The organism is Bacillus sp. FSL H7-0578 (assembly GCF_038630855.1).
GTDB classification, from domain to species: Bacteria; Bacillota; Bacilli; order Bacillales; family Bacillaceae; genus Bacillus; species Bacillus safensis.
Genome location: NZ_CP152045.1, coordinates 3627011 through 3644149, shown reverse-complemented (window position 1 = coordinate 3644149; position 17139 = coordinate 3627011). Strand labels below are relative to the sequence as shown.

10 protein-coding genes are annotated in these 17139 nt (G+C 43.2%); 3 read left to right on the top strand and 7 right to left on the bottom strand.

The features are described from left to right. Positions 1 to 17: 17 nt before the first annotated feature. The 6 genes from MHB41_RS18695 to MHB41_RS18670 are packed head-to-tail and all read right to left on the bottom strand — an operon-like array spanning position 18 to position 12635. Entirely contained in the window at positions 18 to 7166 is a 7149-nt protein-coding gene (locus MHB41_RS18695; protein WP_061110345.1) for a non-ribosomal peptide synthetase, read from the bottom strand. A gap of 15 nt (positions 7167 to 7181) precedes the next feature. Then, positions 7182 to 8090, bottom strand: coding sequence for an isochorismatase family protein (locus MHB41_RS18690; RefSeq protein ID WP_061110344.1), 909 nt, complete (start codon positions 8088 to 8090; stop codon positions 7182 to 7184). A gap of 18 nt (positions 8091 to 8108) precedes the next feature. Then, entirely contained in the window at positions 8109 to 9728 is a 1620-nt protein-coding gene (locus MHB41_RS18685; RefSeq protein ID WP_217008624.1) for a (2,3-dihydroxybenzoyl)adenylate synthase, read from the bottom strand. Positions 9729 to 9755: 27 nt separating this feature from the next. Further along, positions 9756 to 10934 carry an isochorismate synthase DhbC gene (gene dhbC, locus MHB41_RS18680; RefSeq protein WP_217008625.1) on the bottom strand — a complete coding sequence of 393 codons (1179 nt, stop codon included), beginning with the start codon at positions 10932 to 10934 and terminating at the stop codon, positions 9756 to 9758. A 26-nt stretch (positions 10935 to 10960) separates the two neighbouring features. After that, on the bottom strand, positions 10961 to 11746 hold the full coding sequence (locus MHB41_RS18675; protein ID WP_217008626.1) for a 2,3-dihydro-2,3-dihydroxybenzoate dehydrogenase: 786 nt from the start codon (positions 11744 to 11746) through the stop codon (positions 10961 to 10963). A gap of 4 nt (positions 11747 to 11750) precedes the next feature. Continuing rightward, complete coding sequence (locus MHB41_RS18670) at positions 11751 to 12635, bottom strand: alpha/beta hydrolase-fold protein (protein ID WP_034283606.1); 885 nt, start codon at positions 12633 to 12635, stop codon at positions 11751 to 11753. Between the two features lie 534 nt (positions 12636 to 13169). Here MHB41_RS18670 and MHB41_RS18665 point away from each other — a divergent pair. Beyond that, on the top strand, positions 13170 to 13388 hold the full coding sequence (locus tag MHB41_RS18665; RefSeq protein WP_034283605.1) for a hypothetical protein: 219 nt from the start codon (positions 13170 to 13172) through the stop codon (positions 13386 to 13388). A gap of 161 nt (positions 13389 to 13549) precedes the next feature. Here the strand turns inward: MHB41_RS18665 and MHB41_RS18660 are convergent, their stop codons facing one another. Then, complete coding sequence (locus tag MHB41_RS18660; RefSeq protein ID WP_217008627.1) at positions 13550 to 14407, bottom strand: hypothetical protein; 858 nt, start codon at positions 14405 to 14407, stop codon at positions 13550 to 13552. 109 nt (positions 14408 to 14516) lie between these two features. Between MHB41_RS18660 and MHB41_RS18655 the strand changes: the two genes are divergently transcribed. Together MHB41_RS18655 and dnaB are read left to right on the top strand one after the other, a co-directional pair. Continuing rightward, on the top strand, positions 14517 to 15470 hold the full coding sequence (locus tag MHB41_RS18655; RefSeq protein WP_217008628.1) for a DUF4885 family protein: 954 nt from the start codon (positions 14517 to 14519) through the stop codon (positions 15468 to 15470). Positions 15471 to 15683: 213 nt separating this feature from the next. Beyond that, positions 15684 to 17048 carry a replicative DNA helicase gene (gene dnaB / locus MHB41_RS18650; protein ID WP_003214779.1) on the top strand — a complete coding sequence of 455 codons (1365 nt, stop codon included), beginning with the start codon at positions 15684 to 15686 and terminating at the stop codon, positions 17046 to 17048. Positions 17049 to 17139 lie beyond the last annotated feature (91 nt).

Genomic DNA, 17139 nt, shown 5'->3' with positions numbered 1-17139 from the left:
TCATCTCTCCTTTATTCTTAGTGCTTTTGTTTAACTCGATGCAGTGCGTTGTCTAAGATGACACCAATTTCTGCTAGGGGTTTAGGCTGGCACATGTCTTTGTGCCGGCAATGAATGTCGTGCTGTTCAATAGTTCCGTTGATATAAGGTGCCCATGCTTCGGGATCAATTGGTGTAAACCAATCTGGGATAATGGTAGATCTAAAGAATAATATGTCCCCCTGATAAGTTTTTGGCTGATATTCTCCGAGCAATCGAACTGAATTCACATAGGTTTCTTTTAGATTTCTAATGGCATCTTCATTTAAGCTAGCTAGTGCACTGCCATCTTTTTTCAAGATGTCGATGGCACTTTTCATTGTGAGCGGTTCACCTGTTAAGGTATCTGGATCATAACCGCCAAGCGCAAGAAGAGCGATTAGTGCTTCTTCTTCATCAGGTGCTGCTTTAATCGGTAAGAAATGGTTCGGATAGGCATCCAGCATCGCAACGAGTGCGATTTCTTCACCTTGCTGCTGGAGCTGTGTAGCCATAGCCTGAACAACGTTTCCGCCTAGTGACCAGCCAAGAAGATGATAAGGGCCTTTTGGCTGAATCGTTTGGATGTGCTTGATGTAATCCGCAGCCATATCATCTAGTGTGTGCGGGTAGTCATCTTTTCTTGCGATTCCTCGAGCCTGTAATCCATAAATAGGGATGTCTTTTTCTAATGTATTCAAGAGACCTGCATAGCACCAGCTAAGACCACCTGCTGGGTGAACACAGAAAAGAGGATATCTTTCTCCATTTGTTCGCAGCGGCAGCAAGATGTCTAGTGCATTTTCATCGCTTCCTGTTTCTAGTTTCTCTGCCAAACTTGCCACATTTGGTGCTTCAAACAATGTTCCAATGCTTAGTTTGACACCAAGTGCATCACGAATGCGGCTGATTAAACGAACTGCAAGCAGTGAGTGTCCGCCAATGTCAAAAAAGCGATCGTCTATGCTGATTTTAGGCAAATCAAGCACCTCTTCAAAGAGATGACATAGGATTTCCTCTTTCGGATTTCTAGGGCCGCGGCCATCTGCTTGCTGCATATGCAATTGAGGTGCTGGCAGTGATTTTTGATCAAGCTTCCCGTTTGCTGTAAGCGGCATGGCGTCAATCTGTACATATGCCGCGGGCACCATGTAATCAGGAAGACTGGCTGCTGCAAAATGACGAAGGGTCTCTGTATCGAAACGGTTTTCTTCAGTTGGGACGATATAGGCGACTAGGCGTTTGTCGCCAGGCTGATCCTCTCGCATCATGACGGCAACTTGTGCAACTGCATCGTGGCGTGCCAGAACGGCTTCGATTTCTCCAAGTTCAATGCGGAAGCCGCGTATTTTAATTTGATGATCAGCTCTGCCAATGTAATCAAGAGCCCCTTCTTCTGTCAAGCGCGCAAGGTCGCCTGTGCGATACATCCTTGTGCCAGGTGCGCCATAAGGATCGGCAGGGAATCGATCTGATGTCAGGTCAGGTCTGCCTAGATAACCTCTTGCAAGGCCAGCTCCAGCTACATACATTTCACCTGTCGTTCCAGGGGGAACAGGCTGCAAGTATTCATCTAGTACGTACACGTGTAAATCAGGAATCGGTTCGCCTATTAAACTGCTGGAGTTCTTTGTGATCATGTCTTGATTGAGTTCATTGTACGTAACGTGTACGGTGGTTTCTGTAATGCCGTACATGTTAATGAGCTTTGGCTTACAGTCTAAGTGACGGCTGTACCAATCTTCTAATCTGCTAAGCTCTAATGCCTCACCGCCAAAGATGACATAGCGGAGTGATAATGCTTGGCCTAATGTTTGTTGTTCCTTGTCTATCTGCATGAGCTGATAGAAGGCCGAAGGTGTTTGATTAAGTACAGTCACGCCTTCCTCAACTAGAAGCTGCAGCATCTCTTCTGGGGAGCGAGAGATGGTATGAGGTACAATGACAAGCCGGCCGCCATATAAAAGTGGTCCCCATATTTCCCATACTGAAAAATCAAAGGCATATGAATGGAACATTGTCCAAACATCTTCTTCATCAAATTGGAACCAATGTTCAGTAGATGTCAGAAGACGGATGACATTTTGGTGTGGGATGACCACTCCTTTTGGTTTCCCTGTAGAACCGGATGTATAAATAATATAGGCCGGATGCAGAGAAGATAGCGGCTTAATTCTGTCTATATCAGCCGGATTGTGATTTGGCGTAGTCAGCAATTGATCGCTCGTTTCCTTTTCGTCTAACAAAATCAAATCGCAATCAGCAGGGAGGTGCATTGCATCTGCTTTTGTTGTGATGCTGCAAACGGGTTTGGCATCTTGTATCATGTATGCCAGCCTGTCTGCTGGATAATCAGGATCAAGCGGAACATAGGCTGCACCTGCTTTATGAACGGCTAATAAGCTTATGAGCATATCGATTGATCTAGGCAGGGCAAGTGCAACGAACTGTTCTGGTCCAACGCCTTTTTTTATTAATAAATGAGCAAGACGATTGGCTTTGTTATTTAACTCTTCATAGGTAAGCTGCCTCTTGCCATCCGTTACTGCGACTCGATCAGGGGATTGCTGCGCCGTTTTTTCAAATAAGGCCGGGAGACTATGTGCTTGGTCTAACTGAGCAAATGTCTTTTTGTCAGGGAGAAATGTTTGCCGCTCTTTATCTGATAAAATGTTCACTTGACCAATCGGCAGATGCGGGCGCTCAGCTACCTCTGTTAAAAAGCGCTTCATTCTGTCAGCGATTGCTCGAATGGTGCTTTGTTTAAATACATCTGTGCTGAATTCAAACAATCCTGTTAATCCCGCTGCTGACCCAGTTTCCGTTCTTTGTTCTGCCAATTCGATGGTCAGATCAAATTTAGCTGACCCTACTGGTTTCACGTAAAGATCTGAGTCAAGTTGTGTCAGCTTCATTTCCGCCTTCGGTGTATTTTGGAAGGCTAGCATGACCTGGAACAATGGATTTCGTGATCTGGACCTGGTTGGATTTAGAATTTCGACTAGTCTTTCAAATGGCAGATCCTGATGCTCATAGGCTGCTAAGTCAACGTCTCTCACTCGCTTCAAAAGCTCACTAAAGGTTGGATTACCAGCTGTATTTGTGCGTAATACTAGTGTGTTCACAAATAATCCCACAATATCGTCAAGAGCATCGTCATTCCGTCCAGCAATTGGACTGCCGATTGGGATATCTGTACCGGCCCCAAGGCGTGTCAGTAATGCTGCAAGTGATGCTTGAAGCACCATGAACAAACTCACTTGATGCTGCTTTGCAAGCTCAAGGAGGTTCTGATGTAAAGCGGGTTCAATCGTAAAGTCTATCGTCGCACCGTTGAAGCTTCCTTCCTGTGGACGCGGGAAGTCATAAGGCAGTTCAAGTTCTTCAGGCAGGTCATGTAAGGCACCTTTCCAATAGCTGAGCTGCTTGGCAAATAGACTATCCGCCTTTTCTTCACTGCCCAACAGCTTCTGCTGCCAAATAGCATAGTCAGCATATTGAACAGGTTCTGCTGGCAAGGAGATGGATTTTCCTTGTATACGGGCTTCGTAAGCAGCAGCTAAGTCTCGTGTCAATGGTGCAAGTGACCAGCCGTCACCAGCGATGTGATGCAGCAATAGAAGCAGTACGGAACGCTTTGCATCAAGCGTGAATAATTCAGCTCGAAGTGCAGGTTCTTCTTCAATCTGAAAGCTATAGCGAATGGCTTCGTTTAACTGATTCTCAATTTGTTGATCGCTTGAAGCTGTGACATGGAGTTCAGGCTGAACACTTTTGGGGTGTAAAATGACCTGTCTTGGCATGCCGTTCTTATCTGGAAAAATGGTTCTAAGGGTTTCATGTTTTTCAGTGATATCTGCCAAAGCACCAATGAGAGCTGTTTGATCTAGTGTACCTGTCAGCTGAATGACAAGTGGAATATTGTAAGTTGGACTTGGCCCTTCAAGGCAATGAAGGAACCAGAGCCGTTTCTGGGCAAAGGATAATGGAATTTCATCTGGTTTGTCTTCAACCTGAAGCGGCGGCCGAATGTCCTTCGCTTTGTCAATGTGCTGCGCAAGCTCAGCAACTCGAGGTGATTCAAAAATGGTACTCATACTTAGGTCTGCACCAAGTGTATCGCGTATACGTCGAAGCAGGCGAGCGGCGAGTAAGGAATGTCCTCCTAAGTCAAAGAAACTATCATCTATGCCAATTTGAGATAGGCCAAGGGTTTCTGCAAATAAACTACATAACATGTCTTCTTGTGGTGTTCTAGGTGTACGCTCAGAACTAACTAAAGACATATTTGGTGCTGGTAATGCTTTGCGGTCGATTTTGCCGTTTGGTGTAAGTGGAAGTTCTGGCAAAACGACAACAGCAGAGGGCACCATGTAGTCAGGAAGTAATGCAGCCGCAAACTGCCTGAGCTCTGAAGGGTGCAGAGAAGACCCGTCTGTCAGCACAACATACGCACAAAGCAGCTGCTGCCCAGGTTGATCCTCACGAACGATAACAGATGTATGCTTTATGGCTTGATGCTGCATCATCACTGTTTCAATTTCACCTAGTTCAATACGGAAGCCGCGGATTTTAATTTGATGATCGGCACGGCTGATATAATCAATTGAACCATCTTCACGCCATCTGGCTAAATCACCAGTACGATACATTCTCGTGCCTTTTGTGCCGAATGGATCAGCGACAAAGCGTTCAGCCGTTAAATCATATCGCCCAAGATATCCTCTGGATACTCCTTCACCTGCAATATAAAGCTCACCGATTGATCCTGCTGGGACTGGGTTTAGTCCTTCATCTAAAATGTAAATGCTCGTATTCCAAATGGGTTTACCAATTGCCGGTCCACTATTTTCTCGATGTGCTGTGACATTTTCCATCGTAGACCAGATGGTCGTTTCTGTAGGTCCGTACAAATTAGTAATGTCACATTGAAGAGATTGCAATGTGTGCAAAAGGGAGGCAGGGAGTGCTTCACCTCCAACAAGAACACGCATACCTGTGATCACATCAGGGTATTCATCTGCCAACGCATGCCACAACGTTGGCGTTGCCTGCATGATTGTGACATGATGAGAACGAATCATGTCTGAAAGCTTTGCTGGTTCTTGTATGGTTTCTTTCTTTGCCAATAAAATAGCAGCCCCATGTAAAAGCGGGAGGAACATTTCCAGCCCGGAAATATCAAAGGCAATGGTCGTTACCGCTAAAAGCTGGTCTTCTTGATTTAATAAGAATGAATCTTGCATAGACAATATAAAGTTGATCACATTTCGTTTTGTTACAACAACACCCTTTGGTTTGCCTGTCGATCCTGACGTGTAGAGGATGTAAGCTGGGTGATGTGGAGAGCCCTCGCTCCAAGCCGGATTGATGTGCGGACTGTCTGCTATCTCCTGATGAACAGTTGAATCATCCAACTGAACGATGTGCGGATGGTCCAAACCGTCTGCTGTCTCTTTGACTGTGAGCAAGCACGCTGGTTTGGCATCTTCTAGCATATAGGCGACACGATCGTTAGGATAATCAGGGTCTAGTGGCAGATATGCGGCTCCCGTTTTGACGACGGCTAATAGACTTACGACCATATTGATGGACCGAGGCAGAGCAATTGCGACAAATTGTTCTGGTCCAATGTCATGTTTTTTCAAATAATGAGCTAATTGATTAGCCCGCTTATTCAACTCCTCATAGGTCAAAGTAATTCCTTCAAACTGTAATGCTTTTGCTTGTGGTGTTTTGCTCTCTTGTTTTTCAAATAGTTCCCGTAAAGATTCCTTTGGTAATTCTCGTTTTGTATCATTCCAGTGCTTGAGGATGTTCTCTTTCTCTTCAGACAAAAGAAGGTTGAATTGACTGATCGTTTGATCTTGCTCTAGTCCGGTTATTTCCTCCAGCAATTGAAGAAAACGCTGCTGATGAGCGTCAACTGTTTGCTCTTTGTAAACGGCAGGGTTTGCATCAAAGTCGATTTGAAATCCGTTCCCATCCGCGCGGTCGTATATGTTGATCGATATATCATCCACGGGTCCTGCTGAGAGGTTATGTGCTTGACCCATGCTCTGATCGAACATGAGATCATAATCAAATGGCATGATATTGATCTGTGGGCCAAATAATCGCTGATTTCTTCCGATGAGTTTAAAGTCTCTCCGCATGTCCTCGTGACGATATCTTTGATGAGGGCGAATGGCTTTTAGTTCCTCAGATACTTGGCGAACAAGTGCTGATAGCGTCATTTCTGGTTTGCATGTTAAACGAAGCGGTACCAGGTTCATGACCATTCCGGGTGTTTGTAAGGCGCACGATCCAAGGCGCATCATCACAGGTAATCCTAAAACAATATCATGTGCACCAGTCATACGATGCATATATAAAGCGGATGCAGCAAGGATCATTTCATGCCACGTACCACCGAAGGCTTGAGCATTTCTTTTCATTTTGCTTACCTTTTCGGCAACGAAGCCAGCCGTTTTTCGAATAAAATGATCCGACGTTCTTGGTGCAAGCTCAGCAAGGCTGACAACTTCAGGTTGATCAGCAAAGCGATTTTTCCAAAACGCTCGATCAGCTTCATATCGATTGGACTGTCGATAAGTGGACTCCTCTTGAACTACGTCATGTAAGGCTCCAAATGTTTGAGGAGGCACAGGTGTCCCTTGCGATAAGGCTGAATAGACCTCAGCAACACGACGCGCAATGAGCGAAAAGGCGAATCCATCAATGGCAATGTGATGAATGCGCTGATACCAGATAAATCGGTCGTCAGCAAGCTGAAAAAGTACTTCACGGAATAATACATCTTTCTCTAAAGAGACTGGTGTTGAAAGATCTGCCTTCATCCATGCTTTAGCCGCATCAATCGGCTGTTTTTCATTTTGTAAATTGACATATTGAAATGGGATTTCTTTCTTAGATGTCATCCATTGCTTTGGACCGTCAGTATCTTCAATGAAGCGCATATACAAGGAATCTGCTTCTAAGACAGTCTTTCTAATGGCGGCTTCAAAATGTATGGGATCAATAGGACCTTTAATCTCTATATACTCAGCTGTATTGAAAATAGGATTAGCTGGATCAAGCTGCTGCGCGTACCAAATGCCTGATTGGGCACCGGTTAGCGGGAATGAATCGACTGACTGGATCGACAAGGGTCTATTCCTCCTTTACAAGTAATCGATATTTGGGATAGATGGCTGTTTTTCTGGGAAAAGAAGAGTCCGCCAATGAGCGAGCGTTGGATTTGCGGCAAGCTCAACGAAATTGACTGTCGATCCTTGCTGCCTCCACTTTTCCGCTAGGCTCATCATTCTAATAGAATCAAGCCCAAGGTAGACGAGATTCTCATCAAGTGGTATTTCATTTGGCTCGATTTGGAGATACTCAGCTACTTGGTGAACGATGGCCTCAAAGGATAAATCATCACTGTTTGTTTCTTGTCCTGTTAAACGACTGATGATTTGGTTTGTCGTTGTGGTGACTGCACAGCGTTCAGCTGCATAGGTCATGGCCATTTTGTGATGTTTCAGTGAAAAGTCAGCGACGGCATCGGCGACAAAAAAGGTTTCAATATCGAGCATGAATGCTTCTGCGGCTGTCAGCATACAGCCAATATGTGCATATACGCCAGTAATGATTAGTTGATCACGCCCGCCTTCTTGAAGGATATCCAAAAAATTAGATTTCTTGAATGCGCTATAACGCCATTTTGTCAGCATTGTATCTGCCTCAGATGGAGCAAGCTGATCAATGATTTTTGTCAATGCTTCATCATCACCAAGTCCAGGTCCCCAAAAATCTGTTAATAAGGCACGATCCTTCGGGTCTTGGTCACCAGGTTGCGCTGTATAGACGACGGGGATTCCAAGTTCATTGCATGTATCACGTAATTGTTGAATATGCTGCACTAACTCTGTAATCGGTGATGTATCTTGTTGAAATGCATTTAAAAAATATTGCTGCATGTCATGTATCAGCAGAACAGCACGTTTCGGATCTGGTATCCAGTTCACTTTATTTTCGGGTAAATCTTGTGTGCTTGGCATTGGATATGCAGGAATAGTAGGGATTGCCATGGTTTTCACTCCTCTTTTTTATACGTTGGCAGTATGGGTTGCAGCTAATTCTCTTAATGCCTTTTTACTGACTTTGCCTACACCTGTTTGTGGGAACGCATCGATCCATTCAATGCGGTCGGGAATTTTAAAGGCTGCGAGCCCGCGTTCTCTTAGAAATGATTTTAAGATGTGCGGTGTTGGTTTGTTGTTTCCTTTCGCGATAACAAAGGCACATGAGCGTTCGCCAAGAAATGGATCTGGCATAGACACCATGGCGGCATCATGAATGTCAGGATGCGCAAGTAAATGGTTTTCAACTTCTTCAGCGGCAACTTTTTCGCCGCCACGATTGATTTGATCCTTGTCTCTGCCTTCTACAACAACATTGCCTTCTTTGGTTAATCGCACGATGTCACCTGTTCTGTAAAAGCCATCGGGTGTAAATGCTTTTTTGTTTTGTTCATCGGCTTTATAGTAGCCGCGAATCGTATAAGGTCCTCTTGTTAAAAGATGTCCAGCCACTTCATGCGGGACGGGCTTGTCCTCATCATCTACCACTAGTACCTCATCATATTCAGACATTGGGCGTCCTTGTGTATGAATAATGACATGTTCAGGATCATCTAATCTGGTATAGTTGACCAGACCTTCTGCCATGCCAAAAACTTGCTGTAACTTACATCCAAGTGTAGGCATCACTCGTTTTGCTGCCTCAGCACTGAATTTAGCACCACCGACTTGTAAGACTTCAAGACTCGATAAGTCATCTGACCGATGAGGAGCGGCCTCTAGCCAAATCAATGCGATAGGTGGAACGACAGCGGTAATGGTCGCCCGTTCTTTTTCAATGAGTGGAAAGACGACATCAGGGCTTGATCCAGGTGCAAGAACGACTCTTCCGCCTGCGTATAACGTCCCAAGGACGCCAGGCGAGCTTAATGGATAGTTGTGCGCAACCGGAAGTGCAGCTAGATACACACTATCTTGTGTGAGCTCGCACACTTCATTGCTTTTCCAAAGACTATAAATATAGTCATCATGTGTACGAGGAATCAGCTTAGAAAGGCCTGTGCTGCCTCCAGATAACTGAAGAAACGCAATATCGCTTGCCTCTACATGAATTTGAGGATCGAGTGCTGGGTCCTTGCGCAGATCATCCAAGTCAAGGAATTCCTCAGCTTCCCCTGCAACAATGACATGAGGTAATGAGGGAAGCTTTTCTTTCACTTGACGTGCGAGTGATCGATAATCAAAGCCGCCATCGATATCTGGTATGACATATGCGTCTGCTTCGGCAAACTCAATAAAATAAGTGATTTCACTGCTTCTATGAGATGGCAGCGAGAAGACGGGTAAAGCACCGATTCGAAATAAAGCGAAAATGACTTCAAAAAAAGCAGGAATGTTAGGAAGCTGTACGACAACTCGACTTCCTTTCTGAATTCCAAGCTGATGAAAACCGGCAGCAAGACTGCTGACGCGCTGATCAAGTTCTTGGTAGCTTATGTGCGTATCAGCGTATGTAATGGCTGTTTTATTTCCTAGCGATGCGGCGCGTTCACGAAGCATACCGCCAAAGGTTTCCCCACGCCAACAGCCGTTTTCACGGTAGCGTTTTGCAAATTCTTCTGGCCATGTAGGTGGTTGAACAAACATGTTTTTGTCATCTCCTATGTATTTTTATCACTGATGGATGCCCATTGCATGAAGCATCGTGTTGAATTTTGCAGATGTTTCAGCTAGCTCTTCTTCTGCCTTTGATCCTTTGACCACTCCTGCACCAGCAAAGAGACGTAGGGAGTGACCCTCAGCTTCTGCACAACGAATGGTGACAATCCAATCACCATCACCATTTGTATCTGCCCAACCGATCATTCCTGTGAAAAATCCTCGATCGAAGGGTTCAATCGCTTGAATGGCTTCACGTGCATCTGCTGTAGGTGTGCCGCATACTGCGGGTGTTGGATGAAGGCTAAGTGCCAAATCAATTGAGGACACACTGGAATCTATTAAGTCACCTTTGACCACAGTAGATAAATGCCACATCGTTTCTGTTTGAATGACGGATGGTGATGCAGGCACATCTAGTGTATGACAGTATGGAGTAAGCGCTTTAGTGACAGCTTCAACAACCACTGCGTGCTCGTGTAAATCCTTCGCTGAGGTAAGGAGTTCATCGCGGCGGCGCTGGTCTTCTACTGGATCTGAACTGCGCGGCCGGGAACCAGCGAGTGGATTGGAAATCACAGATGAACCGGTTTTAGAAAGGAGCAGCTCAGGGCTTGCCCCAAGAAGTGTGCGCTTTTGGGAAGCCTTCGGATCAGCTACATTTGCAGCAAACGTATAGCCAGTCGTATTATGACGAGCCAGTCGTTCGAGTATTGTTTTCGTAGGAATGTCTTGATTTGATTTGAGATGGAGAGATCGAGAAATGACGATTTTGCTAAGCTCTCCTTTTTCAATTTTAGCTAACCCTTCGTTCACACCATTCATGTAGACTTCAGGAGAAGGGACAGGTGTCACCTCATAGGATGGCGATGCCGCTTCTGACTCCTCATCACCTTGTTGAAATTCGAGTGGATCACTAAACTGTACATGGACTGGTACATTTAAACGAACGGGCTGCGCCGGATCAAATGGGACAGCACCAGCCACAATCGGTGTTTGAATTCCAGCTTGTTTGGCATCTTCAAATACGTGCGCTACCCTTGTGGATAGTTCATTTAGCTGATTGGTTTCAATATGCTGGAAAATCCCTTCGGCAAGTATCGTGCGTTTAGGTGAAGCAAGAAAAAAAGCGCCTGGCTGATAGTCTTGAAGCAATTGTACTTTTTCTTCGGACGACAATAATGAATGTTTCATGAAAAGGCCTCCTTTTAAATGAAATGCTAGATTCCGAGTGTTGCGCCGCCATCGATCGTGAGATTCTGCATCGTAATATGACTGGATTGCTCAGATGCAAAGAAAATGACTGCATCAGCGATATTTTGAGGATCAGCGATTTTTTGTAAAGGAATACCGGTTTTATACGTCTCTAGTGAACCTTTAATCACCTGATTTTCTCCTTGTTTATCAGGCCATAAAGCCCATTGCATAGGTGTTGCGGTAGACCCAGGAGAGACGACGTTGCACCTGATTCCATAGGCAGCCAGTTCTAATCCAAGCGTTTTTGTAAATGAAGTGGCTGCTGCTTTTGAAGCGGCATAGGCAGCCATATTCATTCTAGGAATGGCACCTGCGTTAGAGCTGACGGTCACAATGACTCCTTCTGATCTTTTCATCATGTATTTGGAGACAGCTTGAGATACGTAAAAGACACCATGTGTGTTGACTGCGAAAGTTTGTTGCCAGTCATCTGCACTAAGCTGGTCAATAGAACCCATTCGAAGAATGCCTGCTACATTGACCAGTAAATAAATGGGGCCAAGCTGCTTTTCAATTTGATCGACAATGTGCTGAACAGATGCTTGATCGGTAATGTTACCTGGATAGGCAAAGGCACGTATGCCCTCATCCTTCATTTGCTGGACGGTGCTTTGCAGCTGATCTTCTTTTACGTCAACTGCTGCAATAATCGCACCTTCTTCGGCTAGTCTTTTTGCGACTGCTTGTCCAATACCCTGTCCTGCGCCTGTGATAAGGACAACTTTTTGAGATAGACCACTGTGTTTCATGTGTTCACTGCCTTTCCTTCATGTCTGTGGTTGTGAAAGGATCATCATGATAGAGTGCAAATCGAAAAGCGTCATTCATCAGCACCGGTAAAACGGACGTATGTCCTTCTTTAGGGAATTCGTGATAGGCTGTATGCAAGCCATATGGGGATAAGGGCAGCATACGATTTGCTAGTGAATTTGCATGATCATTCATTTGACACGGATGATGTTTTTCTAACTCACCTACACCTACAAGCAGCCTGACATCCATAGGCATCTGACGTATATGGCTGGTAAATTGGTGTTCTTTTTCTAGAAATAATTTTTTGTTCCAGTGGATAGAAGGACTGCCTGCAATATATGTTTGATAAGCATCAGGGTGCTCAAATAGTGTGTGTAATACAAAAAGACCGCCAAGAGAGTGCCCAAATAGTGTTTGACGACTCTGGTTGATCGGAAAGCGCTGCTCGATATAAGGCTTTACAATCTTTTCTAAAAAAGAAAAGAACGCAGAGGCGCCGCCATATGTATGGGTGGAGAAATCCTTTCTTTTGCCACCAATGGAAGCGTCAGGGCCGGTTAGAGTGAGATCATAATGCCTGAGCGGATGATAGGGCGCTTCTGTCTGATAGCCAATTCCAACAATGATGGCAGGTACAACACCTGTTTTTTCGGGTCTTCTTGACTGTAAACGAATGGCTTCGACCATTGTGCCAAAAAGTGAATTCCCATCAAGCACGTACATGACTGGAAAACCAGCCGCTGGAGGAGTAGTAGTCGGTTTAAATATAAAAAGTCTGTATGGGTGTGCTGTGATATCCAGTTGCTCCGTCCCAGGTATAAAAAAAGGACGGCTTTCTCCGAAAAGAGAATCCTCAGTACCCATTCCTTCAGGGCGTTTGGACATGTGTAAAAAATCCCCTTCCTCAAATTGACTCTCATATGCTGATAAAAGCAGGCTTGCGGATATAGGATGAGTGTAGAGATTGAAGAATGGTCCCTTCAAATGAAAATGATTCTCAATTATCACGCAAGCAAATCAAATGATAATGGTTATCAATTATGAAGTCAAATGTTCATTAAGTGGTGTAATTGATAATTTGATCTAAATTTTCGGAAAATAAAGGACTAAATAACTACCAAATGAATGGAAATAGGGAATGCCGGACTGAGTCATTTAAAAAGAGGAGAAATGCCAAAAGACCTTGACCGTCACGGGATATTTACCATTTTCTTCTGTTTGATTCAGGAATATATATAGGTTTTTCTTCTTGAAATCATTTTGAGGAAAAATAAGTCTATAGACCTTCTTGTATTTTTAGGAAAAAAGAGGAGAATTTTTCGAAAAGCTGGTGAGCATATCTCACAACTTATTCAATCTCATGCGTAAATTCATATACAATTTTCTAAGGAAGACAAGATCGAAGGGAATGTAGGCAGAATGAAAACTCCATTAGGAAAGCTAAGGCTAAAACTGCTTGAACATCAGTTCAAACTGAAAAATACGTTTACAGTGGAAGAATATCATGAAATGAAGCAATCATTACATGATATACGGATGACATTTGCGGCCTATGAACAATGGGATTTATACCAGCGGGCCACCGATATGATCACCATCCTCCTCTTTCAACACGCCCTCAAGCAAAACCACCATTAACACTTTCACTTTTTAAGAGCAGCGTATTTCTTATGAAAGGACGGTGCTGTTTTAAAGTTGGCCAAATATCATATAGCATCAAAAATGCGGAAATGAAAAAAGTAAGGGATGTCCCCTTACTTTTTGATCAATTGGTGTACATGTCTGTAAACACCATTCAATTAGAATCCATCTGTGACATCATATTCGTAACGAATATCGGCTTTGACATTGCTCATAGTAGATCTCGCAGTAGCCTTTGCGTTGTACTTAAAGCTCCATTTTTGAGCCACTCTTAATTGATCTTCCAGAGAAATACGGTAAGAACCACTTGTTGCAGATGAAAAAACGGATTCGTTCCAAATCTTGTTTTCATCAGCCATCAGTTTGTGTGTGACATTTCCTTGGTTAGGCGATTGGGTACTAGTTGTTGAAATCGATTTAACGACAGCACGTTTAGGAACTGTGGAATTATTAGTTAAATCCATTGTAATGACTGAAGAATCAACTCCTAAAAAATTTAAAGAAGAATTCCCCAAGTTAGTAGCAGTCCCCGTAAAATTGAATGTCCCATTCCCAGATTTGATACGATCTTGGATGGAGACAGTAAAATACATATTTCCCGTATATGTACCACGGGTCACTTTCACAAAATAAGTTTCTGAAGTTGAAGTAACTTCACCAGTGTTGGCAAAAATAAATGGCGTTATTGAATCAGGATTAATAACTTCGGACCCTGTCCTAGAGTTTTTCGAATTATACACTTCGATTTTCATCCCTGTATATTGCTTATTATACGAACTTCTTACATAAACCCTTTCACCTTTATTGATCGTGAACTGATAATACGCTTCATTTTCACCTTCAGGTAAGATTGTTGTATCTGAACGACTATTTTTCCAATATCCCATTGAGCTGGCTGTGTTAGGACTGTTATTCCCCGTGATAGCCGCTTCCGCTGAATGAGGTGCAAAAAAACTAGTAACAAGCACGAATGCCAATGCAGGTAATAAAAAACGTTTGAAGATAGTATTTGTCATATTTTAACCCTCCTTGTAATAATTACTATATCGGATCAAAACTAACAAATTTTAACTGAAATGCCGATATATTTAATAATCACTAATTTTTTAAAAAAGGAGAATCAAAATGAATATTAATACGTCATACACGGCAGCTTCAAACAATCAGAACCGAATAGGCTCTAAAGACCAATCAACTATTAAAAGTACAAATGAGGTGATGACCGAATCTGATAGACGGATGAAAATATTAGATGAAAAATACGAAAAAATAAATGAACAAAATAAACGTTTCAATGATCCTCAAGACCATATATATAATAAGTATAGAAACCCTTACTCTTCTTATTTCAGAAGTGATCTAACAAAACCGGAAAGAGAAGCTGCTTACATTATGGAAATGAGTTGGGCAAGGAATAATAAAGGTGGACAATATGACTTCAATGATGCCATCTTCCGTAATGAAAAACGGTACGATCCAACCCAAGAAAGCGTAGAGAAAAAAATATTCAATCGTCAAAAGGTCAACGAACAATTACAAGATTTATTCTCTAAAAACGGGATATCCCTTCCTAAAAACACAAATCTCACTTTTACCATTGACCCGAACAATTTTAAATTGGTGGTAAGTGGTTCAAAAGACGAAACGCTGATGAAACAAATAGAAGACTTATTAAATACAACCAACAATACTAGAGAATTATTTTTCCATATCATGAAAAGCAGAAATGATGATTCTACTCAATTCACACCGGATTCTCTGGCCAAGTTCCATCTTGTTAATCAAATCAAAACGGTCACAGGCTACAATTTAAAGGATTTAAGCATTGTAAATGGTCAATTTGTAACGGATAACGGAACGAATATTTTTGATCTATACAAAGAAGAACTTCTTAAAAATCCATATACAGCAGAAAATGCGCGCATTGCCGCTTCACATTACGGAGCACAGCTATTTGATCTAGCGAAAAACGGGTTTGATTCCATTCCAGATTTGGTGTTATCTATTGGTTATCAAAACGATTCTTTACAAGACATTGGGCAAAAAGTGAATTATGGGGTTAAGAAAACGATAGATTAACAAAAATTGAACGATGACGGATACAAAATCATTAGCGATAACGAAAGACTCTATAACAATTGATGTTACAGAGTCTTTTCTATTGAAATGCGCTGGTTTGCACAAAATATCAACATGGTAATTTTGACTATAGTCAATGTTTTTCACTTTTTTATTGATGAAAATGTTAAAATGATGAGTAGCGTATTTTTTTATGAAAGGACGGTGCTTGGCATGACGGAACTTCTCGATGACCGGCTGCCGCCGCAAAATATAGAAGCCGAGCAGGCCGTATTAGGTGCTGTTTTTTTAGAACCATCTGCGCTAACGCTCGCTTCTGAGGTATTAATTCCAGAGGATTTCTATAGAATGTCGCATCAAAAGATTTACAATGCGATGCTTGTACTTGGCGATAGAGGAGAACCGGTCGATCTTGTCACGGTGACATCTGAGCTTGCCAATACAGATTTACTAGAAGAGGTAGGCGGGATTTCGTATTTAACCGACATTGCGAACTCTGTCCCAACTGCCGCAAACATTGAATACTATGCAAAAATTGTAGAAGAGAAATCCATTTTAAGACGTCTGATCCGAACGGCGACAACCATTGCACAAGATGGATACACGCGTGAGGATGAAGTAGAGGACCTGTTGAGCGATGCGGAAAAGACCATTATGGAAGTGGCGCAGCGTAAAAACTCAGGAGCCTTTCAAAACATTAAGGACGTGCTTGTTCAAACATACGATAATATTGAACAGCTTCATAACCGTAAAGGCGATATCACAGGGATTCCAACAGGTTTCTCTGAGCTTGACCGGATGACAGCTGGATTCCAGCGAAATGATTTAATCATTGTAGCGGCTCGTCCATCAGTAGGGAAAACCGCCTTCGCATTGAACATTGCCCAAAATGTCGCGACCAAAACGGACGAAAGTGTTGCTATCTTTAGTTTAGAGATGGGTGCTGAGCAGCTCGTTATGCGTATGCTTTGTGCAGAGGGGAATATCAATGCACAAAACCTAAGAACCGGTAATCTGACAGAAGAGGACTGGGGCAAGCTGACAATGGCGATGGGGTCGCTGTCAAACAGCGGAATTTTCATTGACGATACACCTGGAATCAGAGTAAGTGAAATTCGCTCGAAATGCCGCCGATTGAAGCAAGAAAATGGTCTTGGCATGATCTTGATTGACTACTTGCAGCTCATTCAAGGGAGCGGGCGATCAAGCGATAACCGTCAGCAGGAGGTTTCTGAAATCTCTAGGGCATTAAAATCGCTGGCAAGGGAGCTTGAAGTTCCGGTTATTGCCTTGTCTCAGCTTTCCCGTGGGGTAGAGCAGCGTCAGGACAAACGTCCGATGATGTCTGATATTCGTGAATCAGGAAGTATCGAGCAGGATGCCGATATCGTGGCATTCCTTTATCGTGATGATTACTATGACAAAGAATCAGAGAATAAAAACATTATCGAAATCATTATTGCCAAACAGCGTAACGGTCCAGTTGGTACAGTATCACTGGCGTTCGTCAAAGAATATAACAAATTCGTCAATCTGGAAAGAAGATTTGATGATGCGGGTGTTCCGCCCGGTGCTTAAAGCCCAGCTCAAGAAGCTGGGCTTTTTTGGTTGATCTACATCGAAAGAATGATTGAAAAAACAATCAAAATGAGGAGGAGAGAGAAAAAGA